Source organism: Magnetococcales bacterium, assembly GCA_015228815.1.
Taxonomy (GTDB): domain Bacteria; phylum Pseudomonadota; class Magnetococcia; order Magnetococcales; family UBA8363; genus UBA8363.
Genome location: JADGCV010000057.1, coordinates 1 through 19300, shown reverse-complemented (window position 1 = coordinate 19300; position 19300 = coordinate 1). Strand labels below are relative to the sequence as shown.

At 55.9% G+C, this 19300-nt stretch carries 13 protein-coding genes and 1 tRNA gene; 9 read left to right on the top strand and 5 right to left on the bottom strand.

Annotated elements, in window-relative coordinates; genetic code table 11:
* Positions 1–324: transposase (locus tag HQL76_16565; GenBank protein ID MBF0110780.1), on the top strand; the 324-nt coding region annotated here is incomplete at its 5' end.
* A 12-nt stretch (positions 325–336) separates the two neighbouring features.
* On the opposite strand, the gene HQL76_16560 is transcribed toward HQL76_16565, so the two are convergent.
* Both HQL76_16560 and HQL76_16555 read right to left on the bottom strand, forming a co-directional pair.
* Positions 337–412: transfer RNA gene (locus HQL76_16560), tRNA-Ala, on the bottom strand.
* 149 nt (positions 413–561) lie between these two features.
* Entirely contained in the window at positions 562–1047 is a 486-nt protein-coding gene (locus HQL76_16555) for a MarR family transcriptional regulator (protein ID MBF0110779.1), read from the bottom strand.
* A 135-nt stretch (positions 1048–1182) separates the two neighbouring features.
* On the opposite strand from HQL76_16555, the gene HQL76_16550 reads away from it, so the two are divergent.
* Genes HQL76_16550 through HQL76_16535 form a run of 4 tightly spaced genes read left to right on the top strand, consistent with a single transcriptional unit; the run spans position 1183 to position 7284 of the window.
* Complete coding sequence (locus HQL76_16550; GenBank protein ID MBF0110778.1) at positions 1183–2613, top strand: efflux transporter outer membrane subunit; 1431 nt, start codon at positions 1183–1185, stop codon at positions 2611–2613.
* Between the two features lies 1 nt (position 2614).
* Positions 2615–3706 carry an efflux RND transporter periplasmic adaptor subunit gene (locus HQL76_16545; GenBank protein ID MBF0110777.1) on the top strand — a complete coding sequence of 364 codons (1092 nt, stop codon included), beginning with the start codon at positions 2615–2617 and terminating at the stop codon, positions 3704–3706.
* Positions 3703–6768, top strand: a complete 3066-nt coding sequence (locus tag HQL76_16540) for an efflux RND transporter permease subunit (GenBank protein ID MBF0110776.1) — start codon at positions 3703–3705, stop codon at positions 6766–6768. The genes HQL76_16545 and HQL76_16540 overlap by 4 nt, the downstream gene beginning before the upstream one ends.
* Before the next feature lie 24 nt (positions 6769–6792).
* The gene (locus tag HQL76_16535; protein ID MBF0110775.1) at positions 6793–7284 is read left to right on the top strand and encodes a DUF4405 domain-containing protein; all 492 of its coding nucleotides are present in this window, start codon (positions 6793–6795) and stop codon (positions 7282–7284) included.
* A gap of 90 nt (positions 7285–7374) precedes the next feature.
* Here the strand turns inward: HQL76_16535 and HQL76_16530 are convergent, their stop codons facing one another.
* The 3 genes from HQL76_16530 to HQL76_16520 all read right to left on the bottom strand — a co-directional run bounded on the left by HQL76_16530 (position 7375) and on the right by HQL76_16520 (position 12727).
* Positions 7375–8823: a mechanosensitive ion channel family protein gene (locus HQL76_16530; GenBank protein ID MBF0110774.1), complete on the bottom strand. Its 1449-nt coding sequence runs from the start codon at positions 8821–8823 to the stop codon at positions 7375–7377.
* 62 nt (positions 8824–8885) lie between these two features.
* Positions 8886–10694, bottom strand: coding sequence for a pentapeptide repeat-containing protein (locus HQL76_16525; protein ID MBF0110773.1), 1809 nt, complete (start codon positions 10692–10694; stop codon positions 8886–8888).
* 20 nt (positions 10695–10714) lie between these two features.
* Entirely contained in the window at positions 10715–12727 is a 2013-nt protein-coding gene (locus HQL76_16520) for a hypothetical protein (protein ID MBF0110772.1), read from the bottom strand.
* A gap of 454 nt (positions 12728–13181) precedes the next feature.
* Here HQL76_16520 and HQL76_16515 point away from each other — a divergent pair, with 454 nt between their 5' ends.
* The 4 genes from HQL76_16515 to HQL76_16500 form a co-directional block, all read left to right on the top strand.
* Positions 13182–15422, top strand: a complete 2241-nt coding sequence (locus HQL76_16515) for a hypothetical protein (GenBank protein ID MBF0110771.1) — start codon at positions 13182–13184, stop codon at positions 15420–15422.
* Between the two features lie 261 nt (positions 15423–15683).
* Positions 15684–17495, top strand: coding sequence for a hypothetical protein (locus HQL76_16510; protein ID MBF0110770.1), 1812 nt, complete (start codon positions 15684–15686; stop codon positions 17493–17495).
* A gap of 426 nt (positions 17496–17921) precedes the next feature.
* Entirely contained in the window at positions 17922–18878 is a 957-nt protein-coding gene (locus HQL76_16505) for a YHYH protein (GenBank protein ID MBF0110769.1), read from the top strand.
* Between the two features lie 298 nt (positions 18879–19176).
* A partial coding sequence (locus tag HQL76_16500; protein ID MBF0110768.1) for an Rpn family recombination-promoting nuclease/putative transposase occupies positions 19177–19300 on the top strand: 124 nt, incomplete at its 3' end.

Sequence of the window (19300 nt, the reverse complement as noted above, 5' to 3'; positions counted from 1 at the left end):
TTTCCAGATCGAAAAATCAAACTGGTCTGGGATGGGGCACCCTATCATCGTTCCCTCTTGGTACAGAATGCGGCCATAGACATGAAAATTGATCTCGTTCCTCTTCCCGGATACAGCCCGGATTTTATGCCGGTCGAGTCTCTTTGGCACTGGTTACGCGAGGAGGTTACCTATTTCTTTTGTCACTCAACCAGTAAAGAACTCATTGACCGCGTGGCAAAATTTCAGGATGAAATCAATCAAACGCCTTGCGAACTTGCAGATCGATTGTGGGTGAAAAATTCCCTGGATCCCGAAGTCGAAAAACTACGTATCCCAAAATAGGTGCGGTTTAAATGGTGGAGCCAGGCGGGATCGAACCGCCGGCCTCTTGAATGCCATTCAAGCGCTCTCCCATCTGAGCTATGGCCCCATGGCTGGAGAATATGATTCCATCTCATTTGAAAGTCAAGATCTGGAATGGTCTTTTTTTTAAGGGTTGGCAGGCTGATTTATGAAAATAATATATAATATAAAAATAAAAATATAATCAATATTCAAGACAACAGATACATATGATAATCATGTTTTTGTCAGTTTTAACAATATTATAGTGATTTCCTCAATTTCTCTGCTGGAAAGTGATGTTTCGATCCAGCCTCCCACCTGCCGAATCATCGAATTCATGACCTGTTCCACCAACGGAAGGGCATCAACAGTCAACCGAACGGGTTTGACCCGGCGATCCTCCATGGCCGTGGAGCGGGTGATCAAATGCCGTCGTTCCAGTTCCTGCAATACCTTCGTCAGACCTCCCGATGTGAGCAACAGCGCTTTTTGCAATTGCGATGGCGTCATTTCATGGGGAGGTGCCGAACGTCGCAGACTCGCCAAAACATCAAATTCCGCCGGACTCAGATCATGGTGCCCCATCACCTTGAACGCCTGTCCCAAAATGACCCCGTGCGCCCGATGCAACGTGTGAAAAAATGGGGTCAGCAATTCATGGAACGATTCGGGCCAATGGATCCGTTGCTGCTCGATGATCTCTTGAAGTTCTTCGTCCATGCGGACTCCATGCGCGATCGATAAGAGGATGGAAAAAAATCTTGCTTTGGATATGAACAAAGGATAAGATTCCTTCAAATATCTATCTTGGAAGATAAATAACACGTATTGCTTTCGTCAATGGATCATCGTCACATGCCCACTTTTTTCCACTTTCTTTTTTCGCTGATGATCCTGCTCGGCCTGGAAGGATGCATCCTGATGGGACCCGATTATCGCAGGCCGGAAGAAAAAATGCCTCGGGGAAACTGGCAGGCCGCTTTGCCGCACGATGGCTCACGGGAAAACATGACCCAGTGGTGGGGCAGATTCGAGGACGAGACATTAAATCGATTGCTGGCAGCAACGCTTGACCACCATCCAGGACTGGAGGGGGCATGGGCGGCCATCGAGATCGCCCGGGCCGGGCTGGTGGTCCAGGAGGCGGGAGGAACAGTCAAAACAGAATTGGCCGCAAGCGCGACCCGAAGCGGCAATCATGGCAATTCGCCCCAAACTTATGAAATGTCCACGGCGGCTTCCGTGGTGGACGCCACATGGGAAATCGATCTTTTTGGACGCATCCGCCGCGCCTCGGAAAGCGCTTCCGCCAAGGTGGCGGCTCGAACTGCCGATTGGCACGGCTTGCGGGTCTCGCTGGCGGCGGAAGTGGCAACCACGTATGTGGAATGGCGTGGTTGCATGCGCCTCCTTGACAGCCTTGCCCATGAACGAACCTCTCGTGAACAAACCCTCGCCAGTACGCTGCGGGCGGTCGAAGGGGGGCTGGTCGCGCCAAGCGATGGCGATCTGGCCCGGGCCGCTTTGGACGAATCCCGCTCCCAATGGACCTTGCAACAGGCAACCTGTGACATGGCAATCAAAAGTATTGTCGTTCTCAGTGGGCTTGAGGAAAATGAGGTACGTCATCTCCTGAAGGCAAACACACAACTCTGGCCAAAGATCGCCCCATTCGCAGTGACGACCCTTCCAGCCCGTTTGTTGAGTCAAAGACCCGATCTGGTAGCCACCGAAGAAGAACTGGTGGCAGCCAATGCCGAAATCGGCGTCGCCGAGGCGAGCCGCTATCCAAGGTTGTCACTGTTGGGCAGCATCGGGGTCGGCAGCGTCGCCCTCGGCACAAATACCCTGGACAATCAACCATGGAGCTTCGGTCCCGCCCTTTCCCTGCCACTCCTCGACGGCGGCGTTCGCGACGCCAATGTCCGCTCGGCACGGGGACGATGGAACATGGCCCTGGCCAATTATCGTCAGGCCGTGCTGAACGCCGTCCGCGAGGTCGAAAATGCCCTGGTCAACCTGTCCGGGACCCGGCAACGCCTTCAGGATACCCGCTCGGCGGCACATGGCTATGCCTCCTTCCTGGCCGCCAGTGAAAAAAATTGGAAAACAGGTGGGATCAGCCTTCTGAACCTGGAAGAGGCACGGCGACGAAGCCTCGGCGCTGAACGACAGGTGATTCAACTCGAAAAACTTGAAATCCAACAATGGATCAATCTCTACAAGGCGCTGGGAGGTGGGTGGGATCCGGAATCGATCGTGGCGCCGACCAGCAGGAGAGCGTGAGATGATCAAGTGGACATTTCCTCAATCGATTGCCATTTTTTTTTCATTGATTGTGGGGCTTACAGCGCATCTTGTGACGGCGGCGGAACCTGTCGTCACCAGCGAAAAAGCGGTGCTCACGGTGACTGCCGTTACGCCCCTTCGTACACAATGGCCCAGAACCATGCTGGTCGCCGGTGGCATTCACCCCTGGCAGGAGGCCGTGGTCGCCGCCCAGATCGGAGGATTGGCCATCGAATCGCTTTCGGTGGACGTCGGCAGCGAGGTTCGGAAAGGCGACGAGTTGCTTCGCCTTTCCGATGCCACCATCAAGGCAACCATCGCCCTTGCCAGGGCTAATGTCGCCCGCGCCAGGGCCGGACTCGCCCTTGCCAGGGCCAATGGTGACCGCGCCCGCGCTGTCAAGGGATCCGGGGCACTCTCCGATCAACAGATCACCCAATACCTTTTGGGCGAAGAGTCCGCCCAGGCTGAATTGGCCGCAGCCCAGGCTTCGCTGGCCCTGGAAGAGGTCCGCCTCGGACAGACCCGGATTCTTGCCGCCGATGACGGTATCATTTCGGCCCGCCTGGCCAGTCTCGGTGCTGTGGTCCAGGTTGGCAACGAACTTTTTCGCCTTCTGCGTCAGGGACGCCTCGAATGGCGCGCTGAACTGACTGCGGCACAACTCGCAGCCATCAGTCCAGGACAACGGGCAAATCTTTCCTTGTCCAATGGCCGCGGCATCGTGGCAACCATGCGCCAGATCGCTCCAACCCAGGATCTCACAACCCGAAAGGGATTGGTCTATTTCGATCTTCCCCGGGAGCCATTCCTCCAGGCAGGCATGTTCGCCCAGGGGGAAATTCTCCTCGGAGACGATGCCGTCTTGACGCTGCCCCAATCGGCCATCGTCCATGCCGATGGTTTTACCTATCTGTTCGTGCTTTCCGGTAATGATCACGTTGTCCGACGCAAGGTCGTTACCGGACGAAGACTTAAGGACAGGATCGCCATCGATTCGGGCCTTGATGAAAAATCACGGGTCGTGGCAACCGGTGGCGCCTTTCTCAAGGATGGTGATCGGGTTTTGCTGACGGAGGAAAAACCATGAATCTTTCATCCCTATCCATCCGGCATCCCGTACCCGCGATTCTTCTCTTCGCCCTGCTGACCTTGTTGGGTTTGACCTCGTTTCGTTCCCTGGGCATTCAAAACTTTCCCGATATCGAACTTCCCGCCATCACCATCACCGCCACTCTTGAAGGGGCCGCTCCGCCCCAGTTGGAAACCGAGGTGGCCCGAAAGATCGAGGATTCGGTCGCAACCCTGGGAGAGGTCGATCACATCCGAACAACCCTGACCGACAGCACCGCCACCATCGTTGTCGAATTCAACATCGACAAGAACTCCGAAGTCGCCCTCAACGAGGTCCGTAACGCCGTCGATGCCATCCGCAGCGATCTGCCGCAAGATATGACCGCCCCGGTCATCTCAAAGAAAACGACAACCGGTGGCGTCATGATCGCCTTTACCGTCCGTTCCGATCTCCTCGATGAAGCGGAACTTTCCTGGTTGGTGGACAATGATATCGCCAAGTCGCTCCTTTCCGTCCCCGGGGTAGGCCGATTCAACCGCATGGGGGGAATCGACCGGGAAATTCAGGTCGATCTCGATCCCGTCCGCATGCGTTCCCTCAACATTACGGCGGGAGACGTATCGCGTCTTTTGCGGCAGGTACGCAAGGATGCCCCAGGAGGACGCGGCGACATCGCCGACGATGTTCAGTCCATCCGAACCATCGCCGCTCCCGAATCGCTCGATGATCTGCGGACTCTGGATATTCCGCTTCCGGGGGGAAGAACCGTGCCCCTCGCCCAGATCGCCTCCATTACCGATGGCAAGGCCGAACCTTCCAGCATCGCATTGATGAACGGCGAACGGGTGGTCGGCTTCGAGGTGACACGCGCCAAAGGATGGAGTGAGGTCGAGGTCGCCCAGGCAGTGCGCCGGGTCATCGATGAGTTTTCCCGGAATCATCCGCGGGTGGTGATCGAGGAGGCCTACAATACCTTTTCTCCAGCACTCGACAATTATAAAGGATCGATGGAATTGCTCTATGAAGGGGCGATCCTGGCGGTTCTCGTCGTCTGGTGGTTCCTTCGTGATGCCCGGGCAACCTTGATTTCGGCGGCGGCCCTGCCACTTTCCATCATTCCCGCCTTCCTCATCATGAGAATGGCCCACTTCAGCCTGGATACCCTGACCCTCCTCGCCCTGGCGTTGGTGGTGGGAATTCTGGTGGACGACGCAATCGTGGAGGTGGAAAACATCGTCCGCCATCTGAAAATGGGAAAATCACCTTATCAGGCCGCCATGGAAGCGGCAGACGAAATTGGCATGGCGGTCATTGCCACAACACTGACCCTGGTGGCGGTCTTTCTGCCGACTGCCTTCATGGGAGGAATTCCAGGCAAGTTTTTTCGTCCCTTCGGCATGACCGCCGTGGCAGCCATCCTGGCCTCCCTGGTCGTTGCACGGCTTTTGACGCCGATGATGGCCGCCCACCTGTTGCGTGGCAATCATCATGAAACGCCGGAAAGTGGTTGGCAAAGGGTATATCTGCGGATGGTCGCCACATGTCTGAAGCATCCCCGTTGGACCATGTTGGGGACGCTGTTATTTTTTTCCGGATCGGTTTCCCTGGCGCCGCTGCTCCCCTCGGGATTCGTCCCGGCGGCGGATCGCAGCGCAACTCTGGTCAATCTGGAATTGCCACCAGGCTCTTCTTTGTCCGATACCCTGAGTGTCTCGCAACATGCGACCAATATCATTCGTAAACTTCCAGAAGTTATCCGCGTCTATGGCGCGGTCGGGTCCGCCGCCAATACCGAAGGGGGACCTCTGGGCGGTGGGGCCAGCGGTGATGTACGCAAATCGACGTTGGTCGTGGTCCTGAAAGATCGCCGCGAACGCGAAAAAAAACAATCGATCCTCGAAAACGAACTGCGTTCTCTTCTTCAAACTCTTCCTGGGGTGCGTGTGTCGATCAGTTCCCATGGACCGGGAGTCAAGTTGACCCTGGTTCTGGCCAGCAACGACGCCTTGGCCCTCAATCAGGTTGTTCAGGAAGTCGAAAGGGAAGCTCGAACATTGCAAGGGGTGGGAAATGTTCGTTCCAATGCTTCATTGAAACGCCCGGAAATTCATATTCTGCCCGATTTTTCCAGGGCCGCCGATCTGGGTGTTTCGGGTGAGGCCATCGCTCAGGCGGTGCGTATCGCCACGGCCGGCGACTTCAAGGTGCAGTTGGCAAAACTCAACCTGCCCGAACGTCAAGTCCCCATACGGGTTCGCCTCGCCCCCCAGGTGCGCCATGATCTCGACGCCATTCGGCAGTTGCCCGTGGCGGCGCAAAACGGAATCGTTCCCCTGGAAGCGGTGGCGACGGTCGCAATGAGTAGTGGCGCGACACAGATCGATCGCATGGACCGGATGCGTCGTACCAGCATCGACATCGAGTTGGGACAGCGCGTCCTTGGCGAGGTCCTGTCCGAGGTCAATGCCCTTCCTTCAATGCAATCCCTGCCCCAGGGTGTCCATCGGCCTCCAGATGGCGAAGCCCAGCGGATGAAGGAGTTGTTTGGCAGTTTCGCCGGCGCGATGTCCTTGGGAGTGGTGTGCATCTACATCGTATTGGTTTTGCTGTTTCATGACTTCCTTCAACCAATCACGATTCTTGCGGCTTTGCCTTTGTCGTTGGGAGGGGCTTTTCTTTCGCTGTTGTTGACGAATAATTCGTTTTCCATGCCCGCGGTCATCGGCATATTGATGCTCATGGGGATTGTGACAAAAAACTCCATTCTCCTGGTGGAGTATGCGGTGGTCGCACGACGGGAGCGCGGACTGTCACGGAGTGCCGCACTTCTGGATGCCTGCCGCAAAAGATCGCGTCCCATTGTCATGACGACGATCGCCATGGGGGCAGGGATGCTTCCCGTTGCCCTTGGCCTCGGAGCGGAGCCCAGTTTTCGTTCTCCGATGGCCATCGTGGTCATCGGTGGACTGATCACCTCGACGTTGTTGTCACTTCTGGTCATTCCGGTAATCTACGGTTATGTCGATGATTTATTGCAGTGGGGATTCCGGTTGGTGGGCCGGAATCGTGGACATTGATGTTTCGGATCAAAGGAGTTTTCAATGGCAATTCAACGTGAATGGGTCACACCGGTCACTACGGGCGCCTTCCTGCTTTCGGCTGTAACGGGTATTCTGATTTTCTTCCACGTTGACAGCGGTCTCAACAAGGTTGCCCATGAGTGGTTGAGCTGGGTACTGCTCGGAGGAGTGCTCTTGCATGTGATTGCAAACTTCAGTGGCTTCAAACGCCACCTCGATACACGCCGCGGGCAGTTGCTGATCGGTGTGTTCGTACTGGTGCTGCTTCTGAGTTTTTTCGGCTCCGAAAAAAAAAGCGAGCCTCCGTTCGCGCCGCCCATCCGTGCCTTGTCGGCAGCGCCGCTGACGACACTGGCCCAGGTGGCCAGGCTCACGCCTGGGCAATTGCGGGAACGCCTGGTCAAAGCCGGTTTCAAGCCTATGTCCGATCAGCAAAGCCTGAACGAACTGACCGGCCCCGACCTGCGTCGCCAAGTACAGACGATCACTGGCATCCTGGACCAGCAGCGCTGAAGATGCGCCTGGTGTATGGGTCAACGCCGCCATCGAGGATCAACTGGGCCGTGATTGCCACTTGGCCGGAACATTGGAAATCCGGGACCATCACTCGTCAAATCCAAGAAATTGTTTCATTTTTCCCAACATCGACTGTGACGTGCTTTCCATGATCTTTTCCCGCTCCTCCCGTGGCGTGGAGAGGGTTTGCTGGGTTTGGAACATCCGCTCCGCCACAAAACGGGAAATGGTCGCGGCAAACTCAAGGTGCTGGTTGAGCAGTTCCTTGATGCACTCCTTGCCGATCTCACCGACCAACGAATTGTGCGCCGCGGTAACCGTTGCGGAACGATCTTCCCCCGTCAGCAGAGACATCTCGCCAAAAACACCCCCAGGACTGATCTGGGCCACGCGAACCGGTCGATCCCCCTGGGTGACAAAAACATTCAGCAAACCTTCCGCCAGAATGAACATCGAATCGCCACTGTCCCCCTGTTTGAACACATGATCCTGGACCCGATACTGAAGCAACTGCATCTGACCGGCGATAAACTCCAGGGCCCCCGCGGGAAGTTGTGAAAAAAGATCGCACTTGCCAAGAAGTTCGACCTTGTTGCGACTCTCCCAATTTTTCTGCCGCCAGGGCATCTGCGTCGTGAATACATCCCGTTTGGGATAGGCAAGCGTCAGACCGGATTTGTCGATATGCCGCAAAACATGCATCAACACCACATGCTGCGCCGTCGGCGGCGGAATCCTGGCCGGCGGGATGGAATAACGCATGCAATATTCGACCCCCAGTTCGTTGATGTTCCCAAGTAGGACCTCCGGACGGGGGGTGTCCAGAACCCCTTCCGGCCCGATGGCATTGAGAACCCCCGAGGTCAATACCCGCAAGGCCCGATCGACGGGAACCGAAAAATCGAAGATAAACTTGATTTCATAGGTTTGTACCGGCGTCATGGAAAGATTCGTCAGAATGATCGAGGTTACCGTCCGATTAGGTACAAGCACCAAGGTGTTTTCCAGGGTCATGATACGGGTCGCTCGCCAGTTGACCTCCTTGACCTGGCCAAAAAATTTTCCCGAACGGGTATGGAGCAGAACCCAATCGCCAACACCAAACGTATTTTCAAAGTGAATGGCCAGCCCGGATACCGTGTCCAGAATGATCCCCTGAACCGCGAAACCGATGACCAGACCGACCGCTCCCGAGGTTGCCCACAGTGCGGTCACATCCTTCTCCAGGACGACACCGGTGATTCCCCCAATGGTGATGAAAAAGATCACGACACCCGAAAGTTGCTTGATCAATCGCGGCGCCTTCGCCCCCGTGACCCCGGCAACCACGCCATCCCAGAACAGGACGTTGACCAGGCGGATCATGCAAAAGGCGTTCATCAACCAGATGACCGAATGGAGCGAACGGTGAAAGGTCAGTCGTTCCTCGGGGATGGTACCAAGAAAATGGACAATGGCCTCCTCCTGATACATCAGGACCATTGACGAAAAGATGACGAGCAACGGAAACCATATTTTGCGGATGACGGAAAACATCAGCGCGTCCTATCATCTCATGAATAAATGACATTCCGGAAAAGCCGCCGCACGACCCCGGATCAGGGAACCGCGACCGACCACGGACGAACCAGATCGGAAAGACCGTTATGCTCCAGGACTGAGGTCCATTCCGGCCCCTGTTTGAATTCCTTGAGCATCCCGTTAAACGTTTCCAGCTCCTCCCGCTTGAACTTTCCGGGAGAAAAAGCCGCCTGCATGGGAACCACACCCACCGCTTTTTTCAGGACATCCAGCTGGGCCATGATCCCCTCCGAACGAAGGACATAAAGATTGGAAATTCCGCTGATGATCACCGCGTCCAGCTTTCCCAGAATCAGGTTGCGAATCATTTCGCCATCGGAAGCGAACAATTGCAGCTTGATTTCAGGATCATTTTTCAACAGTGGATAAAGATAGCCCTCGCGTCCGCCAAGTGTGCGCCCGTGAAGATCGGCGATCCGTTCAAGGACAAGATTTTCATCCCTGCGCACCAGAACGGTGTTGTATTCCTCGATCAGAGGATCGGTAAATAGAAGTTTTTCCACACCCTTTCCAAACGGAAGGGCCATGGCGACGACATCCACGAAACCGTTTTCCACCGCATCGGGCATTTCGGCGATGGGCATCGAGACATAGATCGGGGAATAGCCCATTTTTTTGAGCAGGATATCCAATGTTTCGGCGATCACCCCGGCGGGACTCCCTTTTTCCGTTTTGGCGAAGAGATTCCCAGGGACCGCGACCACCCGCCGCTTGTCCTGGACCGGAAGACGAACCGCCGCGGCATCGACAACGGGAGGACCGGGCGAAGCGACCGGAGATGGTTCGATCGCCATGGCGCCGCCGGAATCGATCGGGTTGGCATCGATCGGTTGCCCCTCGGACGGCGGGGCAGACGTCACGGGTACGGGAAGGTCCGGTTGAGGAAGGACAACCATGGCGCCACTGTCGGCAGAACCCGTGGCAACCATCTGGGACACCACAGCCGAGGTCGTCAGTGACGCGGTTGCCTTTTCGGGGCAGGGAGGAATCTGATTGCCATCGGGCATGGTGGCGGCGCATAAATCCGCCCCATGAAGGATGACATTCTTGATCGTGGCGCCGGTGAAATTGGCGTGGCGCAAGCGCGTCCCCTGGAAATTGACCGCATCGAGGATGGCGTTGGAAAAATCGGCGTTGTCCAGGTTGGCCTTGCGAAAATTGGTCGTGTGTACATACGTGTTGGCGAAGGAGGCCTCATTCATGACCGCGGCGGTGAAATTGGCCCCTTTCACATCGGCGCCCTGAAGGTTGGCCCGGGTAAGGACTGCCCCCTGGAGGTCGGCGTCGCGCAGACGGGCGTTGGCCAGGTTGGCATCCCTCAGGGTGGCGCTGCGCAGATTGACGCCGCTCATCGAGGCATCGGTCAGATCGACCCCTTCAAGAATGGTCGTCACCATGGTGGCATTGGTCAGATCGATTCCGGTCATATTGGCGTGCGACAAATCGGCCAGACGCAACCGCGCCCCACGAAAGCTCGAACGAAACAGCGCCGTCCCCCCGATCGAAGCCTTGGAAAAATCACTGCCGTCGAAATCGGCCCATTCCATCCGCCCCTGGTACATGATCGCCGATTCGAAGCGGGCCTTCCTGGCGATGGACCAGGAAAAATTGGTGCCAAACAGATAGGCCCCAGAGAAATCAGCCTTCTCAAGGTCCATCCGGGAAAAATCATCATAACGCAGATCACAAAAGGTACAGGATTTCAAACCCATGCCGTTCCGAAGCTGGGAAGCGTTTTTCGCGGTGCAGGAAATCTGGGTCAAAGTCGCAAACAGCAGCAACAGGACGGCGATTCCCCGTCCACGCAAACGTGCATCGTATCCCATGGCCGGCCCTCGTCATCCCGTCAATAATAGAGAAAATCCAGAACCTGCAACAACCGGTCCTGGGTGGTTCGCAGGTCGGCCCAGTTTTCCAGGGTGACATCGCCCGTGCGGAATTCCCGATAGAGGGAATTTTCCTGCATGTGATGAAAGATCGACGCCCAGTTGGGATAGGGTTTGAACCAGTCCGCGTAGCGTGAGCGCAAGGCATCCACCTCGCGTTCGTCCTCTCCCAGCGACTTTTCGTATTCGAGGCGTGACTTTTCCGTCTGGTAGGTGTATTGCGCCGGACGGGGCGTCAACAGGATGAGGACCGATTTTTGGAAATCGGAGGAGACATTGCGCGAAAAGGCATATTGCAACAGCGGTACATCCTGCAAAAATGGGGTTCCATCGCGCGAATTTTCCGTTTCCTTTTCACTCAGTCCCCCCAGAATGAGGGTTTCGCCATAACGCATGACCACGTTGGCGACGACCTTGTTCAAGGTGGTTTCGATGCGAAAGGTGAAGTTGACATCATTGCTCGGCGCTTTCAGGAACGTCCGCTCCGCCACGATCCCAAGACGGATGCGCCCGTCGTTCATGAACGACGGAGTGACGGTCATCTTGACCCCGATCTCCTTTTCGATGCGCACCGATTCCCCCCCCTGGGCCCCCGACGATACCGCCGCCGCCACCAGTTGCACCCCGGAGAAAAATTCGGAGGGCTGTCCCGCAAGCGCCACCAGGGTGGGACGGGCGAGGATTTCGTTGCGCTCGTTGGTGGCATTGAAAATGTTGAGGGAATAGGTGATGGCCGGGATGGTCAAGGCCCGGGTGATGGCACGTTCGGTTTCATCCGGATTGTCCAGCGAAAAACGCACGGGGGCCTCGATGTCGCTCGTCGAGGAATTCGTGACCACCGTCGGTTTGACATGCTTTCGACTCCATTCCCTGCCATAAGCGGGAAGGCCACTGGCGGAATTGCCAAACTGCACCTGAAGGCCGTTCAACAGGTTGATGCCCTTGGCCGTCGAATAATTTTCCTCGGTATGGACCAGAACGACATCGACCACCACCATCTTGTCTTCCGTGCCTGCGGAGGTCTGGCCACTCCCGGAGGACGATCCATCACCACCCGTTGCCGAGCCACCCGTCGATCCGGAAAAATAATTGCTGCCGCCCCCGAAGGCCTTGCCGAAATTGCCGGCCATTTTCAACTGAACCGGAGCGGACAGGGATTGCCTTTGGTACACATCGTTCCAATTCTCGATGCGGCGGTCCACGAGTTGTACCACATGCGGATCGTCCATCCGGTCGCTCATGCGTGAAAAATAGGATCGGGATTCCTCCATGGAACCGAGCGCCGCCATGACCATGGCGGCATTGCGCAGTGCCGCCGGACTCTCCAGGGCCTGCAACTTTTCCAATCCCCGCACCCCCCCCGCCGCCAGGTCGGGACGCCCCGAACGGTAGGTGGCATAGACAAAACTGTTGAGCAGCTCGGGGTCGTCGGGATGAAGATTGATGGCGACGGAAAGATGATGGACTGCCTGATCGAAATTTCCCTTGTCGATGTACAACCGTCCCAAAAGATAATGGGCCATCCAGTTGCCACCATCGAACTGGATGGCCAGTTCGTACCCCTGCTGCGCCAGATCCATGGTGCCCCCGTTGCCCCCTTGAAGCATCAGGTGATAGGCCATGGCGTTGATCAGATGGTAGTAGGAACGATCGACCCTGAGTTTCAGCGCCTGATTGATTTTTTTCGAGGCCTCCTCATATTTTTTTTCGCTTATGAACTTGACTGCCTCGGTCGCCAGGCGGTCCGCCTCCGATCCGGAATTCAGCCTCGTGGCAAGAACTTCCTCGAAACGGCGGGCTGCGAAACGATGCTCCCGAGGCCCCCCCACCCCCGGACGATGGTCGCCCCCTGCCGTGACACCTGTTTCGAGTTGCCCCTGCCCGGATCCGAAAAACGTTCCCGGGGTCGTGCATCCATGGAGCGTCAACACCATCGAACCAACCAGCAACGCGCCAAACCTTGAAATCCCCATTACCGTGCCATCCCCAAAAAAATTTTTAAAGTTATTTTCTTTTAATCATCATCCTCTGACAATACAGTTCATCAAGGTCCATCCCTTCTGACTCTTGTCTACCATACTTCGTGCAATAAGGAAATGTTCATCAAGAGTGCATGAGTCGTTTTTCCTCGTCTCCTCGTGGAAAATCCATGGAAGCAATGGAGCGGACGGTCACGGTTTCTCACAAACCCGCCATCGTTTCCCTTGGCGTACACACCCGTATTCATGCTCCCTGCACAGGTATCCGCCATGTCCGTATTTTATTTTCCTTGTTTTGGTTTTGACTTTCCATTTCACGAGAGGCATCATGCGGGAAACTTGGATAAGCGGAAAAACGCATTGATCGATTATTTTTCCACGCATTCTATTGTATATTTTTATTCTTAACGAATCATGGTATGAAGAAAGACGATCCATTCCTGTTTCCATGTTCCTACAAGGTCATCTTATGGCGGACACCCTGAAAAAGGCCATCGCGGCAGCGCTGGTTCTACCCCTCTGGACCTCCATCTCCGCCTGTGGCGGTGGGGGTGGCGACAGTGGTGGCGCCACTTCCGTCACGGTATCCGGTACCGTCATCGATGGTCCGGTGATCGGTGCCAGGGTCACCCTGATCGACAGTAATGGGAAATCCCTGATCGCCATTAAAACCGGTACCGATGCCCAATACAGCATCGTGGTTCCCGATGGAGCGACCTATCCCCTGCGCGTCACCGTCAGTGGCGGAACCGACAAGATCACCGAGGAAGCGCCCGCCGCCATGGATTCGTTGATTGCCAGCGCCAGCCAGACGACCGCCAACATCACACCCATGACCACCCTGATCCATCAGGCCGTGATCGCCAATGCCGGCAATCTGGCGCGAATGACCGATGCCATGCTTGCGGAAGCGAAAACGAACGTGGTCGCCCAATTCGGTTTTGGCATCGATGCCGAATCCAGCACGATCGATCCCATTGCCACTCCGGCGGATTCGGGCAATATCGCCTCCATGGTTCGGTCCTCGGTGGCCGTGGCGGAGACGGTACGCCGCGCGGTCGGCTCCGACCAGACCAGCGTCGCCCAGGTGTTTGCGGTTCTGGGCGAAGATCTGGCGGATGGTACCATTGATGGAAAAAAATCAGGAACGGATCTGGCCAATGCCCTGCCGACGGGATTCAACGCCGCCACCATTGCGGCAACGGTCGTGCAACAAAAAATTGCCGTCGGTCTGGAGGTTCTCGCCAACGCCATGACCGTGACCAAATCCGACGGGACGGAACTTTCGGCAGCCAAAACAAAAACCCTGCTTTCCGAGGCTGTCTATCGGGTGATTCCATCCGTCTCCGCAAGCACTGCCCTGGAACGAATGGATCGGATGACCGTATCACAAAAACAATTGACCCAGATGATGACGGACATCGGCAATGTCACAAAGATCCAGAGCAACCTGGGAGAAAGCACCACCACCCTGACCGACCTGGAACAGGCCGCCGGGAATCTGCAAGCGGGCCAACCCGGCAAGGACCGCCTGGACAGTGGCGTGACCAGCCGCGCCACGAGCGCGGTCGATACGGTCACGAGCAATATCAAAACCAGCCAATATGCCGCCTCGGTGATCTCTTCATCCGTTGCCGCGGTCGGCCCTTCCGGATTTTTCACGGTTTCCGGCGCGGTCCTGGATGGACCCGTGGTTGGCGCGACCATCACCATCAAGGACCGTTCCGATGCGACCGTCCTGGGAACGACGACCTCCGGGTCGGACGCAAGGTATGTTTTGACCCTACCCACCGGGGCAAGTTTTCCATTGCATGTCGCAAGTTCCGGCGGCACCAACCAGATCACCGGGGAAACGGCGGCGGACATGGATTCCTACGTCATCGATGCCAACCAGACCACCGCCAACATTTCTCCCATCACGACCGTGATGTATCATGCCGCCCGTTTTTCCGCGGGTTCCCTGGCCGGGGTGACGGCGACCATCGCCTCGCTCGTGAAAACAGGCATTCTCGCCGAATTCGGCTTCGGTATCGATACCCAGGACAGCGGATTCGATCCCATCACCAGTCCCATCCGTACCAGCAACGTGGCCTCGGTCGTCCGGGCTTCGCCCGCCCTGGCCGAAACGATCCGCCGCACCGCGGGTCCGGGAACGACCAGTGTCGGTCAATCCCTGGCGGTCCTCGGAGAAGACATGGCCGATGGCACCCTGAATGGCGTCTACAACGGCGCAACCATCACCAGCACCCCTCCGACCGGATTCAGCGCCACATCCCTGGTCACGGCAACGATGCAGCACAAGGCGGTCATCGCCGTGGAAGTGGCCAACAACAGCCTGAAAACAACCAACGCCGACGGAACCCAGGTTACCGCCGCCAATGTGCTTACGGCATTATCCAAGGCCGTCAATACCCTGGAACCATCCGTCACCACCAGCAGCGCCACGACGACCCTGGCCGCCCTTCTCGTCAGCGCCAGCCAGGAATTGCAAATCACCGACGACCTCACCGAAGCGCTGCAAAAACAATCGACCCTTGGTATCGATACCACCAATCTTACCGCCCTCCAAACCGCCGCCGCCAGCCTTCAAGCCACGCAAACGGGCGCAGGCGTGGTCAGCACCTCGATCATCGACGCCGCCACAATCTCAGCCACTTCGGCAACCGACAGCATCAAGAACGGCCTATAGCCGGATCATTATAACAGCCTCCATGAATGAAAAGTAAACCTCCCATTTAATATCTGTCAACAAATAGTTAACATTCCACCCCTTTTCACTTCCAGGAAAGCCAGGTTCAATTTATAGTGAAATGGATTGCATCACTGTCGAGTGGACGTAAAAAACGGCGAACTCTTGGAAGGTTGCTGTTTGCTGGATCCTTGGAACCAGCACCATACCGCGCCAGGTATTCAAATGGCGCAAACATTACTCGGTCAAGGAGTCATTCAATTGAAGACAAACCCATCCGTACCCTACGCACCCGTTGTGCGCGACGGTCTTCGCGCATCCCTTCCCCCCCCCATGAGGTATATCAGGTTCCTGATTTTCCTGCTGGCTGTCGCTGTGAGTTTTCTTTCCGTTTCCGCCCAGGCCGCGGATATGCTCCCCTCGGGGGCGATGATGACAAAGAACCAGGCCCTGGTATCGGCCAACGAGCGTTATATCCTTATTTTCCAGAATGACGGCAACCTTGTTCTGTACGACAGAACCCTCAAACGGCCCATTTGGAATTCCAATACGGCAAACAAGGGTGGAAACTATCTGATCATGCAAACGGACGGCAATCTTGTCATTCGGAAAGCGCTTTCGCACTCGGTGCCGCTTGTCTGGGAAACCAATACCGATGGCAGGACGGGTTCGTTTCTTCTTCTGCCACCCGATGGCAATCTGACAGTCCTTCAAGGCACCGCGATGCGATGGGAAAGCAAGACCAGGGAGGACGGCATGCTGCTTTCCGGACAGACACTCAAACCGGGTCCCGAGAAAAAATGTATCCTTGGCTCAAATTGCATCAAATCGGGCGGAAATGGTACCTACTATGCAGTTTTCCAGGAGGATGGCAATTTTGTCCTGTACAACAGCTCCTATGGCGCCGAATGGAACAGCGACACCGATAACAAGGATTACCCTGCATATTATCTGGGCATGGAAACAGATGGAAACCTTGTCATAAAAAGGGGTTCGACACTCCGGTGGGAGTCCAAGACCAGTGGCAATCCTGGTGCGTTTCTGGTGATGCAGAAGGACAAGAAGCTGGTCATCTACAACAAAAATGCCGAACCGATCTGGTCCAGCGACTGGAACAAGAGCAGACATTGTGGTACCTGGGATATTGAATGTCGGGCGGAAAAGACCTTTTCAAATCTTGCCGACTGGGTCAAGGATGCGTATGAAGACGCCCGTAACGCCGCCAACAAAACCAGCTCCGCCATCAACTCGGCAATCGACAGGGTAGAGTCCGAAAGCAAAGCCATCACCCAGGATGCCTTGAAAACCCTTGCCACAACCGCCAAGTCGGTTTATTCCACCTCCGTCAGTGCGGTCAAGTCAGGCTACGAAGCCTCCGTCGCTGCATTGAAATCGGCCTGGAACGCGGCCCTCGAAGCCATCTTCAAGGCGACCGGAACCAGCTTCATCAACAAGAACAAAGACACCCTGCTCAAGATTCAAAACATCCTGAAAAACCTCGATGACGATGGCAAGTCCGCCTACAACCGGATCCAGAATGCCATTGCCAAAGGAGAAATCACCGCCCAGGTCGGTTCGGACATGAAAATGCTGGCGTCGAAGTTTGGCATGGTGGCGGGTACCGGAAACAATCTTCCAGAAAACATGACCAATTCATGCTGGGGAATTCCCTTGATGGGCGTGGATGCAGCATTTGTCGTTGGCGCTGAAACAAGTCTCGCCATGGCCATGAACGTCCAGCCCGACAGCAGTGGCAAATATACCTATGCCATCGTGTCCTATACCGGTGGATCGTTGGGAGCGAGTATCCAGGGCAGTGTCAATGTATTGCCCCTGGGATTTTTCTGGAGTCCGGGGACAATCAACGACAATAAAGGTTGGTCGGTGGGTTTTGGCGTTGAAGCCAGCGCCGGAATCGGGATCGATACAGGGCTGTCCTGGAATGTGGAAAAGGGAATGTCCGGCGCCTCCAATGCCATTCCTGGAATTTCCATGCAATCCGCCACCGGAGGAGGTATCGATGGATCCTTCAAGGCGGGGTATACCTCAAACCTGGTCACAATGACGTTTTGAGAACAAGTATCGATAGAATACGTCATCTTTAAACACTCAGTGTGCCCCGCGGTCTTTTCGCGGGGCTTTTTTTATCATCAATTACGGATCATCATAATTGAAGTACACTATGTCACATTATGATCCATGATAACGAATTCGCCAAAATTATTTTTTCCAACATGCGATCATTTATCCTTTGACTCTCATCAATTACCGTGGCACAATTCGCGACAATGGATGCGAGGATTCAATGAAGAAGTAAAGCCTCGGACAGTTGCTTTTTTTCGTATCAACATGAATAATGGAGCAAAAAAAATGACTCGTACACGGGCAATGACAATCGTATTGCTTGGGGGAATTTTTGGATCATTCGCGGCGCAAACGGTGAGTGCGGATGCGAATGTTTCATCGACGACGACGACCAAAACGATCGCCGGAAAATCGATGACCGTCTACACGGTTACCAGTGATGGAACTCCATATTATGGCGATGGAAACGCGGCGGGATTTCCCTCCTGGACCTATACCCATACCCCTGCGGCGGTATCGTACACCTTCTATATTCCAGGTGCTCCGGCACTGGCGGGAACGGCGGCCTCTCCGATCTACACCCCCCTGGGACTGGCCAACAGCCTGGGCGTGGCCCTGGATGGAATCCCCTTCGACCCTCTGACCAGCACCTGTGAGACGACCAACCGGTCCGCGTCCAACTCCTGCGCCTTCCGTCTGGAAGGGCGGTTGCAGACCGATCCCGCCACTCCGGGCAGTTCCTATGCGACCAAACGGTTGGGCTTCGACACCCACAATGGTCATTCCCAGTCGAACCCCAATGCCTACCACTATCATGGCATTCCCTGCGGCATCTCCTGGGGCAGCGGCACAGCGGCTGTCACCTGCAATCCCATGGCCACCAATTCCGCCAACGCCTGGAACAATCTACCAAGCACCGCCACCGGAGTCGGTTATGCTCGTGACGGCTATCCCATCGTCGTGCAGAAGGGGGTCTACGCCAGCTATTCGGTCGTCACCGCCGCCGCCTCGGGCCGGCCAACGACCAACACGACCGACACGTCCAACGCCCTTGGTAACTTCTCGGCGGACATGAACACCCTTGTCACATCGGGAACCACCTTCACTCAGGCGAACCTGCCTGCCGACAAGACCCTTGGTGATTTCGTCTATACCGGACCCAGCACCCTGGGAACCTCCACCACGGCACTGGGCCTCTGCAACGAAGCCGCCAACACCAACGCCGACCTCAAGACCTTGGGCGGAGAGACGGCGGCTTATGTCTATTATCTCACACCCAACTTTCCCATGGTCCCCCGCTGCCTGATCGGCGTCACCGATGGCGCCACCGAAACCACCCAGGGATTCTATCATTCGGGTGGATTGGATTGATCGAGCAGGATTTTCAATTCGCTGGAATTCATCATTCGGTCGCCCGGATCACCGCCGGGCGGCCTTTTTCACTGTCCCCGATTTAAAATTTCCTGGCCATCCGGGCCAATTCCGGCTCCATTGCCCAAATGTCTGGCGACAGAGGGGTGGATTTCGCTGGACACGGATGCAAACTTCCACGAAAATCAGCAACAGGATCAGGGTTCGCGAGCCACCATGGCGCATGTTTTCCTGGAACGGGAACAGGCATCGGAACCTCGCTTTCTTTTGATAAAGATGCTACTGCCTTGGATCGACCATGACCGACATCGTTCACCCGCACGACCGATTTTTGAAGGCTTTGCTCTCCAACCCGGAAACGGCGGGAACCCTGCTGCGGGAGCGGTTGCCAAAGGAAGTGGCGGCGGCGTTGTCCGATGATC